This window comes from Bifidobacterium sp. LH_389 (assembly GCF_056357235.1).
Genome location: NZ_JBKEVR010000022.1, coordinates 1 through 20,087, shown reverse-complemented (window position 1 = coordinate 20,087; position 20,087 = coordinate 1). Strand labels below are relative to the sequence as shown.

At 65.5% G+C, this 20,087-nt stretch carries 14 protein-coding genes and 3 pseudogenes; 3 read left to right on the top strand and 14 right to left on the bottom strand.

From position 1 onward, the window contains the following. Positions 1-265: 265 nt before the first annotated feature. Positions 266-1,474 (top strand): 2-aminoethylphosphonate--pyruvate transaminase, encoded by a 1,209-nt coding sequence (locus tag AC1AZA_RS10925; protein ID WP_476514682.1) that lies wholly within the window; start codon positions 266-268, stop codon positions 1,472-1,474. Positions 1,475-1,523: 49 nt separating this feature from the next. After that, on the top strand, positions 1,524-2,309 hold the full coding sequence (phnX, locus tag AC1AZA_RS10920) for a phosphonoacetaldehyde hydrolase (protein ID WP_476514681.1): 786 nt from the start codon (positions 1,524-1,526) through the stop codon (positions 2,307-2,309). A gap of 128 nt (positions 2,310-2,437) precedes the next feature. Here phnX and AC1AZA_RS10915 read toward each other — a convergent pair whose 3' ends face one another. The 7 genes and pseudogenes from AC1AZA_RS10915 to alr form a co-directional block, all read right to left on the bottom strand. Beyond that, entirely contained in the window at positions 2,438-3,190 is a 753-nt protein-coding gene (locus AC1AZA_RS10915; protein ID WP_476514680.1) for a hypothetical protein, read from the bottom strand. 461 nt (positions 3,191-3,651) lie between these two features. Then, positions 3,652-3,888: a hypothetical protein gene (locus AC1AZA_RS10910; protein WP_476514679.1), complete on the bottom strand. Its 237-nt coding sequence runs from the start codon at positions 3,886-3,888 to the stop codon at positions 3,652-3,654. A gap of 84 nt (positions 3,889-3,972) precedes the next feature. Then, positions 3,973-4,209, bottom strand: a pseudogene (locus tag AC1AZA_RS10905) (DNA primase); the annotation flags it as partial. A 65-nt stretch (positions 4,210-4,274) separates the two neighbouring features. Then, a pseudogene (dnaG, locus tag AC1AZA_RS10900) lies at positions 4,275-6,126 on the bottom strand (DNA primase); the annotation flags it as partial. Positions 6,127-6,358: 232 nt separating this feature from the next. Continuing rightward, positions 6,359-6,586, bottom strand: a complete 228-nt coding sequence (locus tag AC1AZA_RS10895) for a hypothetical protein (RefSeq protein WP_476514678.1) — start codon at positions 6,584-6,586, stop codon at positions 6,359-6,361. Between the two features lie 204 nt (positions 6,587-6,790). After that, the gene (locus AC1AZA_RS10890) at positions 6,791-8,098 is read right to left on the bottom strand and encodes a deoxyguanosinetriphosphate triphosphohydrolase (RefSeq protein ID WP_476514677.1); all 1,308 of its coding nucleotides are present in this window, start codon (positions 8,096-8,098) and stop codon (positions 6,791-6,793) included. A 9-nt stretch (positions 8,099-8,107) separates the two neighbouring features. Then, positions 8,108-9,466 (bottom strand): alanine racemase, encoded by a 1,359-nt coding sequence (gene alr / locus AC1AZA_RS10885; RefSeq protein ID WP_476514676.1) that lies wholly within the window; start codon positions 9,464-9,466, stop codon positions 8,108-8,110. A 399-nt stretch (positions 9,467-9,865) separates the two neighbouring features. On the opposite strand from alr, the gene AC1AZA_RS10880 reads away from it, so the two are divergent. Then, on the top strand, positions 9,866-11,296 hold the full coding sequence (locus AC1AZA_RS10880) for an amino acid permease (RefSeq protein WP_476514675.1): 1,431 nt from the start codon (positions 9,866-9,868) through the stop codon (positions 11,294-11,296). 265 nt (positions 11,297-11,561) lie between these two features. On the opposite strand, the pseudogene AC1AZA_RS10875 reads toward AC1AZA_RS10880, so the two are convergent. The 7 genes and pseudogenes from AC1AZA_RS10875 to AC1AZA_RS10845 form a co-directional block, all read right to left on the bottom strand. Continuing rightward, a pseudogene (locus AC1AZA_RS10875) lies at positions 11,562-11,894 on the bottom strand (N-acetyltransferase); the annotation flags it as partial. Between the two features lie 611 nt (positions 11,895-12,505). After that, positions 12,506-12,940, bottom strand: a complete 435-nt coding sequence (locus AC1AZA_RS10870) for a hypothetical protein (RefSeq protein ID WP_476514674.1) — start codon at positions 12,938-12,940, stop codon at positions 12,506-12,508. A gap of 306 nt (positions 12,941-13,246) precedes the next feature. Beyond that, on the bottom strand, positions 13,247-14,206 hold the full coding sequence (locus tag AC1AZA_RS10865; protein ID WP_476514673.1) for an aldo/keto reductase: 960 nt from the start codon (positions 14,204-14,206) through the stop codon (positions 13,247-13,249). 193 nt (positions 14,207-14,399) lie between these two features. Beyond that, positions 14,400-14,909 carry an S-ribosylhomocysteine lyase gene (locus tag AC1AZA_RS10860; protein ID WP_476514672.1) on the bottom strand — a complete coding sequence of 170 codons (510 nt, stop codon included), beginning with the start codon at positions 14,907-14,909 and terminating at the stop codon, positions 14,400-14,402. Between the two features lie 123 nt (positions 14,910-15,032). After that, positions 15,033-17,099, bottom strand: a complete 2,067-nt coding sequence (locus tag AC1AZA_RS10855) for a RecQ family ATP-dependent DNA helicase (protein WP_476514671.1) — start codon at positions 17,097-17,099, stop codon at positions 15,033-15,035. A 133-nt stretch (positions 17,100-17,232) separates the two neighbouring features. Continuing rightward, entirely contained in the window at positions 17,233-18,417 is a 1,185-nt protein-coding gene (locus tag AC1AZA_RS10850) for a cystathionine gamma-synthase (protein ID WP_476514670.1), read from the bottom strand. Between the two features lie 105 nt (positions 18,418-18,522). Further along, complete coding sequence (locus AC1AZA_RS10845) at positions 18,523-19,539, bottom strand: pyridoxal-phosphate dependent enzyme (protein WP_476514669.1); 1,017 nt, start codon at positions 19,537-19,539, stop codon at positions 18,523-18,525. Positions 19,540-20,087: the final 548 nt, after the last annotated feature.

The window sequence follows — 20,087 nt, the reverse complement described above, 5'->3', positions numbered from 1 at the left end:
AACCACCAGCGCCGGCCACGGCCGCACCTCGCCAAGGCCAAAGCGAAGCACGCCCATCACAACCAACCCGGACACGACCACATCAACCCCTCACAAGGTTGACAAAAACATAGGAACACCCCCCTACATCAACTACAAACAACACTCCGTCTGCGCTCCAATAACTACGTAGATTTACACAAAACTTCATAGTTTATTACAATCGGCGACCGGAAACGACCCCCACAGCCCTTTCGGCCACCGCCATCCAAGAAAGGAAGCACCGATGAACACCGAGTACAAGCTCCTCACCCCCGGCCCGCTGACCACCACCCGCACGGTCAAGGAGGAGATGCTGTTCGACCACTGCACGTGGGACGAGGACTACCAGCAGATCACCCAGAAGATCCGCCGCCAGCTCCTCGAGCTCGCCCACTGCAGCGCGGACGACTACACCGTCGTGCTCATGCAGGGCTCCGGAACCTTCGGCGTGGAAAGCGTGCTCACCTCCGTGATCGGCAAGGACGAGAAGGTCCTGCTGTGCACCAACGGCGCGTACGGCGACCGTCAGGCGGACATCTGCCGTCACGCCGGCATCGCCTTCACCCAGTACGCCGAACCGTACGACCGCATCCCGGACGCCGCCAAGGTCGAGGAATACCTCGAGGCCGACCCGTCCATCACCCACGTCTCGATGATCCACTCCGAGACCACCTCCGGCCTGCTCAACGACATCGAAGCCGTGGCCCGCGTGGCCAAGGCTCACGGCAAGACCTTCATGGTGGACGCCATGAGCTCCTTCGGCGGCGTGGACATCCCGGTGGCCGACTGGGGCATCGACTTCCTCGTCTCCTCCGCCAACAAGTGCATCCAGGGCGTGCCCGGCTTCAGCTTCATCATCTGCAACAAGGCCAAGCTCGAGGCCTCCAAGGGCAAGGCGCGCAGCCTGTCCCTGGACCTGTGGGACCAGTGGAACACCCTCGAGAAGGCCAACGGCAAGTGGCGCTTCACCTCCCCCACCCACGTGGTGCTCGCCTTCTCCAAGGCACTGGACGAGATGTTCGCCGAGGGCGGAATCCCGGCCCGCTCCGCCCGCTACACGCTCAACAACGAGCTGCTCATCGCCCGCATGAAGGCGCTCGGCTTCCGCCTGTTCCTGCACGACCACCAGGGCCCGATCATCACCACGTTCCTCTACCCGGAGGGCACCGCGTTCGACTTCCACGACATGTACGAGTTCATCAAGGAGCGCGGCTACGCGATCTACCCGGGCAAGCTCACCGACGAGGAGACCTTCCGCCTGGGCAACATCGGCGAGATCTACACCGACGACATCGAAAAGGTGACCGAGCTGCTGGCCATGTACATGGGCGAGCGCGGCCTGCTCGAGCCCGCCACCGGTTCCGACTCCGTCCCCGAGGCGATCGCCGCCATGGATGCCGCCGGTGCCCCGATCAAGGCCGCCGCCCCCGCATCCGTCAAGCTCACCGCCTGAGCCGCCGGAAACGTCAGCAACGTCAGAAAAGCGTCAGAAAGGAAGCATCATGACCAACACGCGCTTCGAGACCGTCATCTTCGATTGGGCCGGCACCACCGTGGACTATGGCTGCTTCGCCCCCGTCCGCGCCTTCCAGGAGGCGTTCCGCGAGTTCGGCATCGAGCCGACCATGGACGAGACCCGCAAGCCCATGGGCATGCTCAAGCACGACCACATCGAGACCATGCTGCACATGGATCGCATCGCCCGCGCCTGGGAGGACGCCCACGGCGCCGCCCCCACCGAGGCCGACGCGGACAAGGTGTACGCGCACTTCGAGCCGAAGCTGCTGTCCATCCTCGACCAGTTCGCCACTCCCAAGCCGGGCGTGGTGGACGCCGTCGCCACCCTGCGCGAGATGGGTCTCAAGATCGGCTCCACCACCGGCTACACGGACAAAATGATGGAGATCGTGGTACCCAAGGCCGCCGAGCAGGGCTACGCGCCCGACTTCTGGATCAGCCCGGACGGCACCGACGGCTTCGGCCGCCCCTACCCGTACATGGTCTTCGCGAACCTCAAGACCCTCGGCGTGACCGACGTGCGCAAGGCCGTCAAGGTAGGCGACACGCTCTCCGACATCCGCGAAGGCAAGAACGCCGGCGTCTTCACCGTGGGCGTGACCGAGGGCAGCTCCCAGATGGCCCTGAGCCAGGACGAGTTCGACGCCCTGCTGCCCGCCGACCAGGATGCCGCCCGCAGCGCCGCCCGCAACGCGTTCGTGGCCGCCGGCGCCGACGCGGTGATCGACACCATGGCCGAGCTGCCCGCCCTGCTGCGCCAGATCGCCTGAGGCTGCCCGATCGTCGATTCCGCACTTCGCTTCATTTCCCTCTCATGACACCGCTGCCCGCGGTTCCGACGCAACGCCGGAGCCGCGGGCAGCGGTTTTCGCATGTCACAATGCATTTTCAGTACGCGTCACGCCGCATGGGCGGCGCCACGGTCGAACACGTGCGCGATGAGCAGCGTCAGCGCGCCCACCATGAGATACATGCCGATGTCGCTCAATCGCGGCGTGATGGCCAGATTCGACCGGCCGGTAAGCGACGAAAGCACCAGCGCCAGCAGCGATCCCGCCCCTGCAATCACCGGTATCGCAATCAACAGCCGCCCGATGCGATTCAGCGGGGCGACGAGCCCCGCGTCGAACGGGCCAAACAGGTCGGTGCGATCCAGTCTCGTCTGTATGCACTGACTCACGCGGCGGATGTTGCGCATCACGAACGCCATCGCAACCGCGCAGCCGGTCTGCAGGACGATCAGCGTGAGCAACGCCGCCGGGTTGGCCGCGCGCGCCTCGGCCTGCTCCCGGAGCATGGTCCGGTACTGGTACGCATCCATGCCGTTGATCGTATTCGTCGCCGGCATGCAGTCGATGCTCTGCAACTGCGACTGGTAACGGCTGTCCGTGGCTAGATCCGGCAGCGTAAACGTGAAGCCGCCGACCGTGTCTCCTACGCCGACGCCGAACGAGCCCTGCCCGGTTTCATGGCCGTATCCGCCGTTCGGCATGCGGTCCGCGACGCCGCCCGCCATGACGGTAAGCACCAGCATGACCGCGCACGCCGCCGCACCGATCCAGCAGACCGCCTCGATCAACACAGACGCCCAGTACACGATGCCGTTGAGTCTGGTGAAATTGAGCCTGCCGCTCCCTGTCCCGCCGTCCATGATGTAACCTCCTCGTCGCACCGGGCACGGCCCCTCCTAGGCCGCGGCCATGACTCCATGGTATCTGTAGCGGACACATGACCACAAGCCATCCACGTCCGCCGGCAAACCCGCAACCCCGCGCACAACCTGCACGTGCAGCGGCATATCAGGAACGAGGCCACTCAACTCCGAACACACCATCTTGAAGCTCGGCATGCGTGCAAACGCGTTGGATTCTAACGAAACCATGCGGAAACGGCGGATAATACAGCACAAGCACGTCATCAAACGCGTGAAACTCCATATATACCGGAGTAATGTCCATTTGGATTGTTCAAGACATGCGGTGTATAGGCATCGGACACCCTGCCATCCACACGCAATTCCTCACGGACAATGCGCAGAACCTCCGCAGCACAGTCGCGCCGATATCGCGCAAGCCGTTTGAGATCAGCCTTGGCCAAATGGAATAGGCAACATCAAGCATCGCCCAGCACCTCGCGCTCAAACGCGTCGAAATCGGCATCCGTACGCAGCACGGTATCGGTTGGCAGCGCATGTGCGATTCTGCCCTTGATGTCGTCGCGCTGGGCGAACGTATCAATCACATGACGCAGATACTCATCAAGGTCGATGCCCGCCGCGCGCGCGGCGTTAGCCGCATCGACATACCGCGCCGTATCCACATCGGGAATGTTCAACGTCATGGTAGACATGGCCCCTCCAATCTGTCGCTGCAAAGCTGCCAATACAGCCATTGTATGCGGGTGCCAGCCGGTCGCGCACAACACTCCCCTCCGCTACCCCACGTTGTTGTTGTAGACCTGCGACTGGAGGTCCTTGCGGGCGGCCTCGAGCTTGGCGATGCGGCCGAGCAGACCGAACTTCTCCTCGCCGTCGGGCAGCTGGGCCATGCGGCGGCGGGCGGCGGCGATGCGTCGCATGTAGTCCATGTCGATCAGCCGCACCAGCAGCTCGGTGGCGTACTTCGTTTCCGCCGGGGTGGGCGCCTTGAGCTGCACGGCCGCGGCACCGGAAGGATCGGATGGGCCGGCCTGCCCGTTCTGGCCCTGCGCACCCGTTTCGCTCTGCGCGGCCGGCGACGGCGGCAACGGCAGCGGCATGACGGCCAGCTCGTTGATCACCTGCTCGAGCATCGGCCCTCCCGCCTTGGAAAGCGCATGCATCCACAGACCCTGCGGGGTACCGGTCGCAGGCAGGCCGCCCGCCGCCTCGAACGCCTGGAACAGCGCGTGGAACACGGGCACGGTGAAGCTGTCCACCGTCAGCTGTCCGAACAGGTTCCGGTCCAGCGCGCGCGGCACCTGAATGAGCGTGGCCATGAACTGCTGCTCGCAGATGAACACCGCGTCGTCGATTCTGTAATACGTCTGGTTCTTGGCGTCCGCGCGTTCCAGGTTCTTGCGGACGGCCGGGTCGGCGTACGGGTTCTCGCCGCGCCGCTCGCGCTCCAGCTCAGCCTCGCCTTCGCCCCTCGCACCGGCGCCGGCGAACCCGCCGAATCCGCCGCGCCGCCGGGAAGCATAGGCATCCTCGTCGCGCACGTTCGCCGCACGCCGGGCCGCCGCCACCTCGCGCTGCAGAATGTCCAGATCCACGCCCACGCGTCTCGCCGCCTTGCGCGTGTACACGTCCAGCAGCGAGCGGTCGCGGATCTGCGCGATCACCGGCGCCACCGCGTGCACGGCCCCCAACCGCCCGGTGGTGAACTGCGTGTCGAACCGGTCGATCGCCGTTTCGATCACGAAATCGTACAGCGGCCGCGCGCTTTCGATGAGCGCTCGCACCGCCTGATCGCCGCGCTGAATCCTCAGGTCGCACGGGTCGAGGTTGCTGTCCGCCACGGCCACGAACGTCTGCGTCAGGAAAGCCGAGTCCAGCCCGAACGCGTGCAGCGCGGCCTTCTGCCCGGCCGCGTCGCCGTCGAACGTGAACACCACGCGCGAGCTCAGCGTCTGCCCATTCACCTTGCGCGGGCCTATGAGCTGGATCGCCCCCAGCGAATCGTCGGCGATGAGCCGGCGCACGATCTTCGCATGCTCGGCTCCGAACGCCGTGCCGCAGGTGGCCACGGCCGTGTCGATGCCCGCCAGATGCATGGCCATCACATCCGTGTAGCCCTCCACGATCACCACCTGACGCTTCTTGACGATCGCCGCCTTGGCCAGATCGATGCCGTACAGCACCTGCGTCTTGCGGTAGAGCTGCGTGTCCGGCGTGTTGATGTACTTGGCGGCGATGGTGTCATCCTCGTACAGCTTGCGCGCGCCGAAGCCGAGCGTGCGCCCGGTCGAATCGCGGATGGGCCACGTGACCCGCCCGCGGAAATAGTCGTAGATGCCGCGCTGTCCCTGCCTGGCCAGTCCCGCGTCCAGCATTTCCTTCTGCGTGAAGCCCTTGGATGCGAGGTGCCGGACCAGATTGTCCCAGCCCTGGGGCGCGTAGCCGCAGCCGAAGCGCTCGCAGTCGGCCTGGCTGAAGTTGCGGCCGCCCAGCAGCTTGCGCGCGGCGAGCGCCTCCTTGCTCATGATCTGCGAGACGAAGAAGCGCTGGGCCTCCTCGTTCGCCTCGAGCAGCCGGGCGCGCTTCGAGCCGGCATGGGCGTCGCGGGATGCGCCCTGCCCGTTCTGCTCATAATGAAGTTCGATGTGATACCGGTCCGCGAGCAGCTCCACGGCCTCGCGGAAGTCGATGTTCTCCTGCTGCTCGACGAACTTGAACACGTCCCCGCCGAGTCCGCAGCCGAAGCAGTGCCATACGCCCAGCGACGGACGCACGTTGAAGCTGCCGGTCTTTTCGTCATGGAACGGGCACAGGCCCACATAGGTGCCGGTGCCGGATGGCTTGAGTGCTACGGATGCGGATACGATGTCGTACAGGTCCGCGGCGGCGCGCACCTTTTCCACGTCTTCCTTGAGAATCATTCCAGCCATAGCACACTACAGTAGCGGCACGTCATCCCCCGGCGCGCGCCTGCCGGTTCACGCGATGAACGCGCGAAAATCTTGTGAACCGGCAACCGCACGGAAACGCACAAGGCCGCACATGCCTCCGGGGCCGCGCAACGGCGTCCTTTCAGGCAAACCGGCCGCCTTGGGGCAGCCGAATGCAACACGGGCCCCGGTTCACACGTTGCTCGTCAAAACATCGCGTGAACCAGATTTTTCAGTGACCGCCCATGCTGATGGTGTCGAGGCCGCTGTACACGCCGTTCGTGGGGTCGCCGTGGTGCTTATGGCGCTCGGCGTCGGCATGTTCGGCTCGTTCGGCGGCATCCATGCGCGCTTTGGTGGGCGTCTGGGCTTCCAGCTTGTCCACTTCGGCGATCTGTTCGGCAAGGGGGGCATCGGGGTCGATGGGATCGACCGCATCTTCATTGATTTCAGTGCTCATAGCCCCATTGTAGTTCCGAGTGCAAGCTCCCCTCAACCCCCGTTCTTCCCTCTCCGTGAAGGTGACGGACGGCAGGGACGCCACAGCACTCGGCAACGCCGGACACAGCAGGATACCGGACATCACGCACCGGGCATCGCCGGCATCCCTCCCCGGTCCGCTCCGTCATCCGCAGCCATCCGTCGCATCACCCGCACAGTCGCCTCACCCGCACAGGATGGAATGCAACGCCAGCGCGCTGCCGTCCGTCAGGCTCGCCACCTGATCCACCGCCACCCTCAGGCGCTCGTCGTCGTTGGAGCATTCGTTCCAGTCGGCCAGGAACTGACTCTCCAAGGCATCCGAAGGCCGCGGTGAATCGCGCATGATCACGTCCACCAAGTCCTCGACGATGCTGAGCTCCTCCTGATGGAACGGCTCTCGTTCGCGCGGCGCCATCACGAAGTACACGGCTATGCCCTTGAGCGCCACGATCTCGTAGTTCGTCTCCTCGGGAATCACCACGTTCGCCGAGTACCGGGTGAGCGGGCCGGGCCCGTACGCCTCGCGCGTGGCGGTCTCCACGCTCCACGCGAACCGGCCGATCAGGTCGGACGTGATGTTCTTCAGCTGCGCGAGCGCCTGCCTCGAACCGTTGAAATGCGCGGGGAACATGTGCAGCTTCTGCAGACGCAGGAATGCGGCGAGCAGCAGGTCCGGGTCCCAGCGCGCCCCGTACCACGCTCGGGTCTGTTCGATGATCCGGTCGAGGATCTGCGGGTCGGCCAGCGTGATCGGGTTGAACGCACCGGTGGCGATGGAATCCTCCACGTCATGCACCGAGTAGGCGATGTCGTCCGCGAGGTCCATGATCTGGCACTCCATGGGCTTGGTGGCCTCGGGGGCGCCGATCTTGAGCCAGCGGAACACGTCCTCGTCGTCCGGGTAGACGCAGAACTTCCGGCTGCGCTCCCCCTTGGGGTGCTTGCCCGCCTCGGCGAGCGTCCACGGGTATTTGACGGCGGCGTCCAGCGAGGCGCGGGTCAGGTTCACGCCCGCCGAACGCCGTCCGTCCGGATGGAACACCTTGGGTTCGAGCCGGGTGAGGATGCGCAGGGTCTGCGCGTTGCCCTCGAATCCTCCGATCCCGTCGGCAATGTCCGCGAGCGCACGCTCCCCGTTGTGTCCGAACGGCGGGTGCCCCAGATCGTGGGCGAGGCATGCACAGTCCACCACGTCCGGGTCGCAGCCGAGCAGCTTGCCGATCTGCCGCCCGATCTGCGCCACCTCGAGCGTATGGGTGAGCCGGGTGCGGGCGAAGTCGTCGGTGCCGGCCACGAGGATCTGGCTTTTGGCGCCGAGCCTGCGCAGGGCGGACGAGTGGATGAGCCTAGCCCGATCCCGTTCGAAGGCCGTACGCGTCTTGGATTTGGGCGGCTCGGGGGCCCAGCGCTCCTCATCGAAGGCCGTGTAGCCCTCCCCCGCCGGTATGCGCTCCGTGCCGGTTTCGCGCTCGCTCCCCGTGATGTCCATGGCCCGCCGCTACAGGATCGTGCTCGGGTCGAGCAGAGCGAGGTCCTCGGGGGGCAGCACCTCCGCGGCGTTGAGGTAGAGGCGCGGGATGCGGTTGCGCAGGCAGGTGAAGATCTCGTAGCTGATGGTCTCCGCCGCGCGCGCCCAGTCGTCGGCGGTGGGCTCGCACACGGCTTCGCCACGGCCCGGGCCGAAGAGCACGACCGTGTCGCCCTCCTGAACACCCATCGCGGCCGCGGAACCGTGCAGGTCGAGGATGAACTGGTCCATGCACACGCGCCCGGAGACGCGTTCCAGCTTGGGCCCCTGCTTGGTCATGATGCGTACGGGACCGCCGAGCTTCTCCACGTGCTTGGCGCCCTGCATGTCGAAGCCGGAGGCGGAGCGGTGGATGCCGTCCGCGTAGCCGAGCGGCACGATGGCGGTGGACGTGTTCTGCGGGGTCAGGTAGGTGCGTCCGTAGGAGATGCCGTGGCCGGCCTCCACGTCCTTGACCGTGCCGAGCTGGGCCTGCAGAGTCATGGCGGGCTTGAGGTGGTAGCGCTGCGGGGTGCCCATGGCCGGGTCGGGCTCGTAGCCGTACAGGCCGATGCCGGGGCGGGTGAGTTCGTAGTGGATCTTGGGACGGGTGAGGGTGGCGGCCGTGTTGGCGAGGTGGCGGATCTGCGGGGCGATGCCGGCCGTACGCATGCGCTCGGTGAACTCCTCGAACACGGCGATCTGGCCATCCGTGGACTTCACGAATTCGGGGACGTCGGGGGCGTCCGCCACGGCGAGGTGGCTCCACTGGCCGATGATCTGGATGAGGCCGAGCGACTGCTCCTCACGCAACGCCTTGATGGCCTCGTCGAAGGCTGCGGGCGTGAAGCCGTTGCGGCCGAAGCCGGTGTCGCACTTGACGTGCACGCGGGCCGGCTTGCCCACGCGCCGCGCCGCCTCGGCCACGCGCGCGATGCCGGGCAGGGAGCCGACGGACACGTCCACGTCCGCGGCGATGAGCTCGTCGAACGGCACTTCGAGCCCCGAGTACATCCACGTGAGGATATGGCAACGGTCCGGGCCGATGCCGGCCGCGCGTAGGGCGAGTGCCTCGTGCGCCTGCGCGGTGCCGAGCCAAGTGGCCCCGCCGGCGAGGGCTGCGAGCGCGGCGGGGATGAGACCGTGGCCGTAGGCGTCGGCCTTGACCACGCCCATCACCGCGGTGCCGGATTCCGGTCCGCCGCAGATCTCCACGAGCCGGGCCATGTTGTCGCGCAGCGCCTTGAGGTCCACGATGCATTGCGCGGGGTACCGCCTGCATGCCGCCTTGTAGTTGGCCTGTCCCTGTTCACTTGAAAAAACCCACTGGGGTGCTGCGTTCAAACTCATGGGCTCCATTGTGGCGCGCCGCTATGACGTTTGCATTGCCGCATTTTGCACAGACACGCCCCCTCGCGTCGCATTCCATCCCGCCCGGGCCAGTCCCGCCGTCCGGCACCGGTCATTCTTTCCAGCCTGCGCGCCTCGCGGCACAGACTGGAAAGAATGACCGGTTGTGAGCGCTCACAACGCCGCGCAAAACGCACAATCCTTCCAGTTTGCGATTTTGCGGCTGCGGGCGTGCGGGATTGCGCATGTCCGGGTGCGGGCCTAGACTTGCTCCACATGTACGCACAGCGCGTCGTTGCAACGCGCGCGGCATTCTGATTCCCGGCGTTTAAGGCGTGCCGAGGTCCCGGAACTCCGTCCGGTCCAGCCCATATCCATACCGTAATTTGAGAGAAGACCATGGATCTTTTTCGCAAGAAATCGGTGGATCAGCTGGTCGCTGAATCCACCCCGCTCAAGCGCACCATGCGCACGTTCGACCTCACGATGCTCGGCATCGGCGCCATCATCGGCACCGGCATCTTCGTACTGACCGGCAAGGGCGCGCTCACCGCCGGCCCGGCGCTGTCGGTCTCGTTCCTTCTGGCCGCCGTCTGCTGCGGGTTCGCCGGCCTGTGCTACGCCGAATTCGCCTCCATGGCCCCCGTGTCCGGCTCCGCATACTCTTACTCCTACTTGGCATTCGGCGAACTCATCGCGTTCGTGATCGGCTGGGACCTCATCCTCGAGTACGCACTGCAGGCGGCCACCGTGTCCGCCGGATGGTCCGGCTACTTCAACAAGCTGCTCGAGGGCTTCGGACTGCACCTGCCCGTGGAGCTCACCGCCGCGTACGGCACCACGCCGGGCGTCACCACGTACTTCAACCTGCCCGGCTTCGTGATCGTGCTCGTCATCACCTGGGTGCTGTCCATCGGCATCAACCAGACCAAGCGCACCAACGACGTGATGGTGATGATCAAGCTCGTGATCATCGTCCTGTTCATCGTGTGCACGGTCTGGTACGTCAACCCGGCCAACTGGAAGCCGTTCTCCCCGTACGGCATCTACACGTTCCAGCCCGGCTCCACGCAGCCGTACGGCATCGTGCCGGCCGCGTCCATCGTGTTCTTCAGCTTCATCGGCTTCGACGCCGTCTCCTCCTCCGCCGAGGAGACCGTGAACCCGAACAAGACCCTGCCGCGCGGCATCCTGCTGTCGCTGGCCATCTCCACGGTGTTCTACGTGATCATGACGCTCATCATGACCGGCGTGGTACCCTACCAGCAGTTCGCGAACTTCATCGACGCGCCGGTGGCCGGCGTGATCCTCGCCACGGGCATGAACTGGCTGGCGTTCATCGTGAACCTGGGCGCGCTCGTGGGCATGACCACGGTGATGCTCGTACAGCTGTACGGCCAGTCGCGCATCTGCTACGCCATGAGCCGCGACGGCCTGTTCCCGAAGTTCTTCGGCGAGGTGCACCCCAAGTACCGCACGCCGTTCAAGGGCACGTGGTTCTTCGGCCTGCTCACCGCATTCGCCGGCGGCTTCATCAACATCAACATCCTGTTCGAGCTGGTGAACATCGGCACGCTGTCCGCGTTCATCATCGTGTCCGCCGGCATCCTGTGGATGCGCCACACCCAGCCCAACGCCCACCGCGGCTTCCGTGCCCCGCTCGTGCCGTTCACGCCGATCTGCGCGATCGTGTTCTGCTTCGTGCTCATCGCCGGCCTCAACTGGGAGACCTGGGTGCGGTTCGCCATCTGGTTCGGCATCGGTCTGGTGGTGTACTTCGCCTACAGCCGCAAGCGTTCCAAGCTCAACGCCGCACAGGCCACGGTCTGACCGCTCGATCGCAATGAAAGGTCCCGGCCCGGATCGAATGAACCGAGCCGGGACCTTCGCATATCCGCATATCTATCCTGAGGTGCCTGAGTGATACGGAAACGTACACGTGCGGACGGCAGATGTACGTTCTCATATCGCGCGATACGGGAACGTACGCCAGGAACGGGCAAATGTACGTTTTCGTATCGACGGATACGGAAACGTACATTTGGGGACGTCAGATGGCAGTTTTCGTATCACACGTCCGCCCCAGTCATGCCAGTCACGCCGACTTGCGGTTGTGACGCTGGAACGCGATGCGCAGCGTGTCCGTGGGACGGTCGATGAGCTGGATGGTGCCGCAGCGGGTGAAGCCGTTGGTGGCAAGCACGTGCTGCATGGCCCTGTTGTTGGGGTGGGTGTCCACGCGCACGTTGTCGTAGTGGCTGAGCACCCAGCCGAAGATGAGGTGCGCCGCGCCCTTGATCAGCCCTGCGGAGGCGACGCGATGGATGGTCACATACCGGTCGTCGTCCAGCCATGCGCCATCGATGGTCTTGTAGGTCGGATCCTCCCCCGGGCAGACGGCGAACACGGCGAGGATGCGTTCGGTGCCGCGAGCCTTCGAGCCGGCGCCGGATTTTGGGCCGCCGACCGCAGCGGCGCCGACCTCACCGGAACCGACTTCACCGGAACCGTCATCGGATGCGGCAGCCTTCTCGGACCGATACCCCAACGGATCTCCCGGCGTGGAAACCCTGAGCGTGCGCGCGGCCGTTTTGACCGTTCCGAATCCGGCCGGCGCATCCTCCCCGGTGCCGCCCAGATGGTCCACGAGCAGCGTGCAGCGGCCGCATTTGATGTCGTCGCGGATCACGGACTCGCGCGGGAACGTCTTGCCCCACTGCGTCGGGTTGCCGTTGGCGGCCATGAGCCTGCGGGCGCGCGCGTAGATCGCCAGAATCGCCGGAAGATCGGCCTTGGTGGCCTTGCGGAACTCGCGTGCGGATTTGCCGGATACACCGGACGCGCTGGGTGCGTTGGACTTGAACTGCATGCCGAACCCTCCGACGACGGAACTTGACGTAAATCGACTCACGTCAACGTACCACACCGTCTGTCGAGCCGCGCCGTGGCGTGCTGAGTCCCGAAACGCCGCCCGTTCCCGATCGGGATGGGACGTGGGGCAATATCACCCGTTTCCGCGTCTCGAACCGCGACTGCTGATTAGCGCCGCCTCCGCAACAGCTTGCAGCTGAAGTCAACATCATGGCCGAGGAGAACAATGGCACTGATATTTGCCCAACAGACGCATAGCACAATGGCAAAAATCGTTATATGCATCAGGCCGGTAAGGGCATAGAAGGCTATGAACTGGCCGACCAACGAGACGGTAAAAATAACCAGCAGAATCAGTATGATGCGAATGTTCCTGCTCGCCATTTCGGATTGCGGCTTGCTCCCCAACAGAGGAATTGCCATTTCGGATATGAGCAGCAGGAAGAAGAGCGAGCTTAATACTATCGACAGTGCCAATGGCTTAACGAAAAGGAGGCTATCCCAATCCTCAAACAATCGCTCAGTCATTGCAATAGCAATATAGGCCACCAGTACATAAAGCAAGAGAACCGCAAGCCGTAACGATGAAATGGCCTTCTTCATTGGTAGTCCTTACCTACATGCGTCTATGCATCAATAGGCTGCTGTCAGACATTGGCATCAGCCTTCAATGCCAATGGAGGTGAGCGGCGAACGGTCATTCGTTCACTTGCAAGAATACCATCAATTGGAGGCTCTCACCATTTCGACGCCCCAACAATGCACTTGCCACTCATGGCAAAGTCCACAAAGAGGACGATGAAGGCGATGCGGTGATCGCGTCAACGAATCCGCCGACACGATCACGCGCATCGCCGCGCCGCACACGGCTGAAAAGGACGGGCTAAACGGGACCGAACAGCGCCCGCGCTACTTGGCGAACGGCTCGGACGCCTTGTCCAGCGCGGCCACCTCGTCCGCGGTCAGGTCGAGCGCGGCGGAGGCGAGGAGCGCCGGCAGCTGCTCGGGCGTGCGGGCCGAGGCGATCGGACCGGCCACCTGCGGGCGGTGGCGCAGCCATGCCAGCGCGACCGTGGCAATCGCCGTGCCGTGCGCCTTGGCCACGGCGTCCAGCGCATCGACCAGTGCGAAGCCGTCGGCGGTCAGGTAGTCGGCAACCATGCCCTGACGCGCCTTGCCCTCGGCATCCGCGGCGGAGCGGTACTTGCCGGTCAGGAATCCGGCGGCCAGCGAGAAGTACGGGAACACGGCGAGGTTCTCCCGCGCGGCGACGGGCGCGAGCGTGCGCTCGTAGTCGCCGCGGTGGACCAGATTGTAGTGCGGCTCCAGCGCCACCGGCAGCGCGTACCCGTGCTCGCGAGCGATGCGGAACCACTCCTCGATGCGCTCGGCCGTGTAGTTGGACAGGCCGATCGCACGGATCTTGCCGGCCTTCACCAGCTCGTCGAACGCGGCGGCGGTCTCCTCCAACGGGGTGGATGCGTCGTCGAAGTGCGCGTAGTACAGGTCGATCACGTCCACGCCCAGACGCAGCAGCGACTCGTCGGCCGCGGCCAGCACGTTCGCGTGGGAAAGACCCTTGTACTGCGGGTGCTCGCTCACCTTCGTGGCGATCACCACGCGGTCGCGGTTGCCGCGCACGGCCAGCCAGCGGCCCAGAATGATCTCCGACTCGCCGCCCGCGTTGCCCGGCGCCCACGCCGAGTACATGTCCGCTGTGTCGATGAAGTTGCCGCCCGCCTCCGTGTAAGCGTCGAGCACCGCGCGGCTGGTCGCCTCGTCGCTCGTCCATCCGAACGTGTTGCCGCCCAGGGCCAGCGGATACACCTCGAGGTCGCTCGCGCCCACTTTCACACGCTGATCGGTCATGTCATCATCCTTTCCGCGTACGGAACCAATCGTTGCGACGCACCGCAATCCGGCCGCGTCACCAACATTGTCACGCACCGGAACGCCCGCCCGAAAGACGTTCCGCTCCCAGCCGAGAAACGCCGCCCGTTCGGATCAAAAAAGTTCGGGCGGCAACGGACGCGGCGATCGCGGCGAGATGGCGCTGTAGCGCTCAGACCACCTTGCGCTCGAACGGGTCGGAGCTGATGCCCTTGGCGAGAATGTCCTTGCACCACTCCTTGGCGGTGAACAGGCTGTGGTCGCGGTAGTTGCCGCAGCTTTCGATCGTGGTGGCGGGGACGTCGTCCCACGTAGCCTGATAGGCGATGAACTCGAGCGACTCCTTGAGCGCACGGGCCACGTCCTCGGTGGAGTGCTCGCCCCAGGTGAGCAGGTGGAAGCCGGTGCGGCAGCCGAACGGCGAGCAGTCGATGTAGCCCGGGATGCGTTCGCGCAGCAGCACGGCGATGGTGTGCTCGATGGTGTGCAGGCCACCGGTCGGGATGGCGTTCTCGTTCGGTTGCACCAAGCGCAGGTCATAGTTGGAGATCACATCGCCGTGGGGTCCCTTCTCGGTGTCGATGTAACGCACGTACGGCGCCTTCACCTTGGTGTGGTCGAGCTGGAAGCTCTCCGGCACGGGCCGCGCGCCGGCAGCGGTGTTCTCGGTGTTCTCCGCCATGATTCCTCCATTCATGGAAAATCGCAGTACCGAGGCCCATGCTACTCCGCTCCGCCACGTCCGCAGGGCCGGCCGCCGCGCCTTGGCTATCAGAATATCCGATAGCGATTGCACGGCCGCGATTCACGCCTCCGCGGCGATGACCTCCATGAACCGTTGCCCGTAGAGCCTGAGCTTGCTCTCCCCCACGCCGTTGACCTCCAGAAACGCCTCGGGCGTGGTGGGACGCCGGCGGACCATGTCGCGCAGGGCCTTGTCGTTGAACACGATATACGGCGGCTTGCCGGCCTCACGCGCGATCTCGAGCCTGAGTTCGCGCAGTTTGCGGAACAGCGCCTCGTCGTCGTCGCTCGGCTCGTCGCCGCCGTAGCCCAGTGCCGCACCGGCCGTATCGACTGCGCCGGCGGAACCGGTCGAACCTGCGCCGCCGATTCCGCCGCTCACCCGCCCGGAGGCCGCAGTCCGCGACCGTTCGATCCGTTTGATCTCGTAGTGAAACTCCGGGGCCACGGTTTCCGCCGCGCGCGGTCCGAAGCCGACGATCGGCATCCGGCCTTCGGAAATGGACAGGAACCCGTCGGTGGCCATCTGGCTGAGCACGTCGCGCACGCGGGCCTCCGGGGTTTCAGCCAGCCTGCCGTAGCTCGGGCAGCGACCGAGGCCGCGGTTCAGCACGTCCTGTGCCTTGGAACCGCGCAGCACGGCCACGATCTTGCCGCTGCCGAGTCCCTGCCGCACGGGCGTGCGCGTGGGGCGTCCCGCGCCGTCGTAGTCGAACATCACGTCATGCACGCAGCGGCTGATGGCCCGGGCCACGTCCGTCACGTCGAGGGTTGCGAAGGTGCTGTCGCAGTTCGTGCAGCCACCCTTGCACTTGGCGTTTCCGGCGCTCCTGCCGCCCCCGTCGCCCCCGTCGCCCGCGGAGGGCGCGGCCGGCGCGGACTCGCCGAAGTAGCGCGTGATGTACGTGTGCAGGCAGTCGGCGGTACGGCAGTAGCCGATCATGCCGTCCAGCAGCCTGCGCTTGGACATGCGCACGGTCTCCTGTTCCTCGGGGGTGAGCCGGTCGTTCTCGTAGTCGGTGTCCAGCAGACGCCGGCGGGTGACGATGTCCGACTCATTCCACAGCAGCGTGCAACGACTCGGCAGCCCGTCTCGCCCGGCGCGCCCGGCCTCCTGATAGTAGGCTTCGATTGACTCGGGCATGTTGTGGTGGATCACGTATCGAACGTTCGACTTGTCGATGCCCATGCCGAACGCGTTGGTGGCCACCACCACCGGCACGGCGTCCGTGACGAAGTCGCGCTGCGCCTTGCCACGCACCTCCGCGCTCATGCCGCCGTGGTAGGCGACGGCGACCGGCGAACCCGATCCGGCCCCGGAGCCACCGCCCGCACCCGCAGCCCCGCGCAGGGCCGGAACCGCGCGGTTGAGCGTGTCCGCGAGCGCTTCGGTCTCCTTGCGCGTGGCGCAGTACACGATGCCCGACTCGTCCGGATGGTCGGCCACGTAGCGGGCCACCCAGTTGGCCTTGCGCTTGGTTTCCAGCTTGATCACATCGAAGTACAGGTTGTCGCGGTCGAATCCGGTCACGGTGACGGCCGGGTCACGCAGCCCCAGCATGGCCACGATGTCACGTCGAACACGTTCGGTGGCGGTGGCCGTGAAGGCTCCCACCACCGGGCGCACGGGCAACGAGGCGATGAACTCACCGATGCCGAGATAGCTCGAGCGGAAGTCCTGACCCCACTGGGAGACGCAGTGCGCCTCGTCCACGGCCACCAGCGCGATGGGCGTGCGCGCGGCGAAGGCGCGGAACCGGTCGGTTTCCAAGCGCTCGGGGGCCACGTACAGCAGCCGCACCTCACCGTGGGCGGCCTGGGAGAGCACCATGCCCTGCTCGTCCGGCGTCTGCGTGGTGTTGATGTACGCGGCCGGGATGCCGGCGTCGTTGAGGCCGTCCACCTGATCGCGCATCAGGGAGATGAGCGGCGAGACGACCACGGTCACGCCGTCCAGCAGCATGGCCGGAATCTGGTAGCACACGGACTTGCCGGCGCCGGTGGGCATGACGCCCAGCACGTCCCGCCCGGCGAGCAGCGCCTCGACGATGCCCGTCTGCCCGGGCCGGAACGAATCGTAGCCGAAGTACTGTTTGAGCGCCGCCAGCGCCGCCGCATTGTCTGTCATGCGTTCCACTCTACCCCGGCTGGCGCGCCTAGCCCGGGCAAAAGTTGCATATCCGCGCGCATGTACGTCGGTTCGGACATCGGATGCGCGCGGATATGCAACTTTTGCCACGATCGGGCGACCAAGCCCGCGTTCAGATGGCGGCGAGCGCCTGCTTGAGATCGGCGATGAGGTCGTCGACGCTCTCAATGCCGACCGAGATGCGGATGAGGTTCGCAGGCACCTGCAGGGTGGTGCCGGCCACGGAGGCGTGGGTCATGGCGGCGGGCACCTCGATGAGGCTTTCGACGCCGCCGAGCGATTCGGCGAGCGTGAAGATCTCGGTGCGGTCGACGAACCGCTTGGCCGCCTCGGCGCCGGCCGCGAGCTGCACGGAGACGATGCCTCCAAAGCCGCCGTGCATCTGGCGGGCGGCGATGTCATGGCCGGGGTGGGATTCGAGGCCCGGGTACCAGACGCGTTCGATCACATCGGACGGCTGGGATTCGAGCCACTGCGCAACCTTGAGTGCATTGGCGGAATGGCGCTTGACGCGCAGGTCAAGGGTCTTGAGCCCCCTGATGTCCAGCCAGGAGTCGAACGGGGAGGGCACGGCACCGGCCGCGTTCTGCAGGAAGGCAACCTTGTCCCGCGTCTCCTCGTCGTTGAGCACCACGGCGCCGCCCACCACGTCGGAATGGCCGCCGATGTACTTGGTGGTCGAGTAGACCACCACGTCCGCGCCGTCGTCGAGCGGATGCTGGAGCGCGGGCGAGGCGAACGTGTTGTCGACGACGACCTTGGTGCCGTACCGGTGCGCGACGGCGGCGGTCGCCGCGATGTCAGTGATGTTGAGCAGCGGGTTGGACGGGGTCTCCACCCACACGTACTCGTAGTGCTTGGCGGCGAGCGCCTCCTCGACGGCCCTGGGGTCGGTGATGTCGACCACATCGAGGCCGATGCCCCACGGCACGAACACCTTGGCGAGCAGTCGGTAGGTGCCGCCGTACACGTCGTTGCCGAGCAGGACGCTGTCGCCGGGCTTCAGAGTGGAGCGCAGCAGCACGTCGATCGCGGCAAGGCCGGAGGCGAAGGAGAGCGCGTGCTTCGCGCCCTCGACGGCGGCGAGCTGCTCGTCGAAGCTGGTGCGGGTGGGGTTGATGGAGCGCGAGTAGTCATGGCCGCCCCTGAGGCCCAGCACGCCGTCCTGCTTGAACGTGGAGGTGGCGTAGATCGGCGTGACCACGGCACCGGTGGTGGGATCGGGCTCCTGTCCGGCGTGGATGGCACGGGTGGCGATGTCGGTGGCGGCGAACTTGGCGTTGTACTCGGCGGACATGATGGTTGGTTTCCTTTCGGTGTGCGATGGTTTCGAGGGTATGACGGCGGGACCATCCCGCGTCGCGTGTCGGTATCGACGTTGCTGATAACGGATTATCGGACGTCACAGGTATTGTTCGGCAAGTGAAGGCCTGCTGGTGCGGTCCACCACGTCGCCGAAGCCGTTGGCGCGCATCCAGTCGTCGTCGAAGATCTTCTCGAGGTAGCCGCGGCCGGAGTCGGGCAGCAGGACCACCACGAGCTGGTCGGCGTCCAGATCGTTGGCGCGCGCGTACTTGAGCGCGGCGGCCACGGCCATGCCGGACGAGCCGCCCACCAGCAGTCCCTCCTCGGCGGCGAGGCGGCGGGTCATCTCGAAGGCCTCGGCGTCGTTCACCTTGACGATGTCGTCGGTGATGTCCCGGTCGAACGCCTTGGGGTAGAAGTCCTCGCCCACGCCTTCGATCTTGTACTGGTGCACGTCCTCCTTGCTGGGCGCGGAGTAGATGGAGCCCTCCGGGTCAGCGCCGATCACCTTGACGGCCCCGTCGGACGCCTCCTTGAGGAACCTGCCGGTGCCGGAGATGGTTCCGCCGGTGCCGATGCCGGCCACGAAGTGCGTGACCTTGTGGTCCGTGGCCTCCCACACCTCGGGACCGGTGGTGCGGTAGTGGCTGAGCGGCCCGTTGGGGTTGTCGTACTGGTTGGGCTTGAACGCGCCGGGGATCTCGCGGGCGAGACGGTCGGACACGTCGTAGTAGGAGCGCGGATCGCCGGGGCCGGCGTCGGTGGGCGTGACGATGACCTCCGCCCCGTAGGCCCTCAGCACCGCACGCTTGGATTCGGAGACCTTGTCCGGCAGGGTGAAGATGGTGCGGTAGCCGCGCTGCTGGGCCACGAGCGCGAGGCCCACGCCCGTGTTGCCGCTGGTAGGCTCCACGATCACGCCGCCGGGCTTGAGCTGGCCGGAGCGCTCGGCCGCATCGATGATGAGTTCGGCGATGCGGTCCTTGGAGGAACCGCCGGGGTTGAGGTATTCGATCTTGACGGCGACGGTGGCCTTCACGCCCTCGGTGACGTGGTTGAGCCTGACGAGCGGGGTATTTCCGATGAGTTCGGTGACGTTGTTGTGGATGGTCATGATGTCTCGTTTCCTTCGATGATTGGTTCGATGCGTATGTCCGAAAAGCTCTGGAATGGGGATGGGATCGATCGGGCTTTGCGGCTGAGCGCTGACTGAAACGGGACGTTCCTTCGGGGCATTTATGCCGGGTCATCGTGCCGGGCCGTCGCTCTGCGATTTCGGGAAGTTCTCGGAATGCCGGGCTGCTGCTGCGGCGGATTGGACTGCGCCGGTCGCGCCGATTTGCGCCCGCGCCCTTCCCCTCATCCCCGACCGTGGGGGACGCCACCGCTCTCACGGTTCAATTCGGAAATCTGCGAGAATGTCGCGAAGGAATCCTATCTCAAGTTATGCGTTGTCAGCCGCTCGCCCTTGGGGCGTCGGTCAGCGACAACAGCAACACATGAGATACGTCATGGCTTCCACCATAGCACCCGCCCTCCGGTCGGCGTGTCGCCCCGGATTCAATTTGTAAGTGCAACGCCCGTCTTCGGGTGGCTTGTCCTTGACAGTACCTTGCCGAGCTCGCGGTACCAAACCTCGTTGGGCGTTTCCCAGCCCAGGAC